This window comes from Clostridium lacusfryxellense (genome assembly GCF_018861735.1).
Taxonomy (GTDB): domain Bacteria; phylum Bacillota; class Clostridia; order Clostridiales; family Clostridiaceae; genus Clostridium_AD; species Clostridium_AD lacusfryxellense.
In genome coordinates this window covers 1-3,530 of sequence record NZ_JAHLEB010000113.1, presented here as the reverse complement: position 1 = coordinate 3,530, position 3,530 = coordinate 1, and the positions used below count along the sequence as shown (strand labels likewise).

4 protein-coding genes are annotated in these 3,530 nt (G+C 32.0%); all 4 read right to left on the bottom strand.

Features of this window, described 5'->3' with window-relative positions; genetic code table 11:
• Positions 1-189: 189 nt before the first annotated feature.
• Positions 190-507, bottom strand: a complete 318-nt coding sequence (locus KPL55_RS25305; RefSeq protein WP_216309527.1) for a DUF6618 family protein — start codon at positions 505-507, stop codon at positions 190-192.
• A 27-nt stretch (positions 508-534) separates the two neighbouring features.
• Positions 535-1,338 carry an ExeA family protein gene (locus KPL55_RS25300; protein WP_216309526.1) on the bottom strand — a complete coding sequence of 268 codons (804 nt, stop codon included), beginning with the start codon at positions 1,336-1,338 and terminating at the stop codon, positions 535-537.
• Complete coding sequence (locus KPL55_RS25295; RefSeq protein WP_312887397.1) at positions 1,331-2,590, bottom strand: DDE-type integrase/transposase/recombinase; 1,260 nt, start codon at positions 2,588-2,590, stop codon at positions 1,331-1,333. The genes KPL55_RS25300 and KPL55_RS25295 overlap by 8 nt, the downstream gene beginning before the upstream one ends.
• A 105-nt stretch (positions 2,591-2,695) precedes the next feature.
• Positions 2,696-3,271, bottom strand: a complete 576-nt coding sequence (locus KPL55_RS25290; protein WP_216309525.1) for a DUF6431 domain-containing protein — start codon at positions 3,269-3,271, stop codon at positions 2,696-2,698.
• Positions 3,272-3,530: the final 259 nt, after the last annotated feature.

Here is a 3,530-nt window from a genome sequence, read left to right as displayed (position 1 = left end):
TGTTAAACGTCAAATTATAACTAAGTGAAACGTCATTTTATTTCTATTATTAGTAGGTAATCTACGTCAGATTATCTCTGCAAAATCACTTTATAAATAAGGAAAAAGCATTTTATTAATATAAATTCTTTTAGCCGGCAGGCTACTTTTAAATAAAAAATGAGTAGCAATAATAGCTACCCAAGCATGTTAATTTAAATCAATATGTTCAACAATAGCTTGTAATGCGTGAGCCACCGTTATTGCATCTACTTTGTTCATAATTTCACGTAAGCGTTCAGAGTTCCAAAATAAATCATTTAAGCTAGAAAGATGACAGCCTACATCATAATCAGGAATACAAGCAAAATTACCATAACTTGTTTTTCCTATGACTACAATAAATCCACTTCTACTTTCAATCTTAAGCTCATAATGACTTCCATATTGAATTAATTTAGTTATCTTCCCAGACCAATTTTCTATTTTTTTGCCCGTTTTCATTGTACACTCAAATTTAATTAGCATGGCCTATCCTCCTTGTATAATCTACGGTTACCGAAGCGATAATTCATTGGCGGCAGCCATTATTGTGTCGGTGTCAATCACTGTTTTCTCGTGCTGTGCGCCTATTATTAAGGCCTTTGTTAATATCATATTTAGACGTCTTATAGAACCAGTACAGCTTCTGTATGCAGCTAAAATGGCATTATCATCTATTATTTCAGAAGAAGCAGCGGCTAATGATAGTCTAGAATGAATGTATTCTATAGCCTCAGTCTCTGAAAGGCCTTCAAAATCATAATTTATTATAATCCTTTGTTTTAATGCTTCATGTATCTGTTTTTCTAAGATGTTATTAAGTATAGGTTGGCCTATCAAAACTAGTGAAAAACAGTCCTTTGAGTCCATGGAAAAATTCATGAGTAGTTTTAAATCCTTCAATATATCATTACTCAAATATTGTGCTTCATCCCATACAAGTATGTAATGTACGCCCTTATCACTGCTCATGTTTTCCATATAATCTTTTATATTTTTAAACATGTCTGACTTGCGAGAGCAAGGTTCCAGTCCTAGAGAGATACAAAACTGACGATAAAACTCAGCAGTAGTTACTGTAGTAAAGCAAAGATAAATAACTTTTGTTAAATTCGGATTAACCTTTTTTACAAAACATCTAAGGGCAAAAGTTTTTCCTAACCCAGGTGACGCCGTAAATAATCCGATACCTCTATTCTCATTAAGATAATCAAGTCTTGATATCATTTCTTTTAAATCATTTGAAATATATGCATCTTTTTCTTTAATACCTTTTTGAAAAGGGTTTAAGGTCATACCATAAAACTGCTTAAACATATTTAACACCATCCTTTGAATAGTCTATATTAAGTGGGTTTTTACGTTTAGTTTTACCATTTTCAACTTTGTTTGTTTTTCTAATGTTATATTTAATTTTTTCAAAATAAATATAAGCACTGTCCATGTCATCAGGTAGATATCGCACTTCAACCTTTTGCCTAATAAATTGCATAGGCACATCATAAGGGGTTTTATCAATACTTATAGTTGCATCATTATTTACTCTGCGTTGTACACGATTCATAAAACAATTATCTAGCCATTCACTATCAGATGCTGCTTTTACATGAGCTAAATCGCTCTTATATCTATCAATAGGGCGCTGTTTTGTAGAAGAATGAATAGTTATGTTATGCTTATTAATATATGTGAATAATTCATCATTTAGCTCCGCTAAGGAGGAAATGGATGCTACATCTAAAGCATTTAGCCATCTGCTTTTTAATGTCCTAAAATTTCTTTCTACTTTGCCTTTTGAAGCTCCATCTCTTACCATCGTATGAAGTTCTACTATTCCAAGCGAGCCACATATAAGACTTAATTGCTCATTCCTGTACGGTGATCCATTATCTAAATAAATTTTATTAGGAATTCCATACCTAGCTACAGCCTCTTTAAGTACTTTTTGAAAGTTATAAGAATTATCATTATAAAAGAATCTACCACCTACTATTAGTCTGGATTTATCATCTATCAGCATAATTACATACGTCCGCCTGTGCTGACCATTCTCAGTTATAAATGGCCCATAACACGTATCTCCTTGATACATTCCAGTTGCAAACTCTTCTTCAAAAGCTTTTCTGTCTTTCATGTTGATACATCTAGCAGATCTAATATCGTTGTGTTTTATAAAACGTTGAACTGTTGAAATTGATACATCCTTTTCTTTAATAAAGCCATCTTCGATGAGTTTATAATATATAAGCGTAGCATTAATTTTAGGAAAGTTGTTTTTTAAAGTGTATATCTGCTCTATGGCCACATCACTTAGCTTTCGGGTCTGGCCTATATCGCTACGCGTCTTCGGAAGAAGGGCATCAAAACCAAATCTATTATAATCTGATTCCCAATTAGAAAGTGTACCCGGGCTATACAAAACCGAATTACCGTTAGGTAATTTTACAGGATTAACAGAAACACGTCTAAAATAAGCAATTTTAGATCGCTCAGTAAAAGTATTATTTATAGCAGGGGCTATTAGTGCTAGTCTAATAGATGCTATTTCGATCATTTCTTTGTTATTCACTTATCATCACCTCAAGAAAATGGTATCACATGGGCATTTAAGTCGCCATTATCATATTAAGTGGTATATGTAAATTAAAATGAAAAAAATATGTTTATAGCTAAATTATGACGTTCCTTGAAAAAATGATGAGCCACTTCGTTTCAAAAATTGTATTATGAAGTCTTCTATTTCATCAAAACTACTATTTAAGATTTGCTGTATAAAACTTAGATTTGAAATAAGCTTGTCCTTTAGAAGACCAAGCCATGTCTGTTTATGTTCTTTAAATTTTTGTAAAATTCGATAGAATGTAGATATCGCAATGCCATAATGTTCACACATAACTTCCACAGAGTGATATTTATGTACAAGATAGTCATGGATGAGGTACAAAGTGAATTTAAAACTAAATGACATATACGGCACAATTACCGAAGGTAGTAGGGCGTGGGTACGTTTACAGGATGAACAAATATATCTAGAAATGATGATTATATTATCTTGAGCGGTATTACTATCATAGGTCACAAGATGGCGTTTGTAAGACGCAAATGGAGATAATGCATGTTTAGCACCACAAATGGGACACACTAAAGCCTCTACATTAACAGAGCCTACATATTTATTAAAGGCAGTTATCTCATTTTCAAAAGAAATTTGCTTAAAAAACTTGCATAATTGTGAAAATAATCTTATCATAATAATAGGTCCTATAAGAGTTTTAACTCTTATTTTAAAGGGAGAACACTGCTTTGCCGGCTTGGGTTCTCCCTTTTCCTTTCTTTATTTTTATAATAAGCATAAAATAAGCTCCCGATGATGTCAAGTCATTAGGAGCTTTATTATAGTAATAATTTGATTAGTAAAAAAGCAAATAACCAGTAGATAATTATTAGTATTATAGTTATAATTTGACTTAGGAATGCAGTTTCATAAAGCTATATTTTGACGCACTACA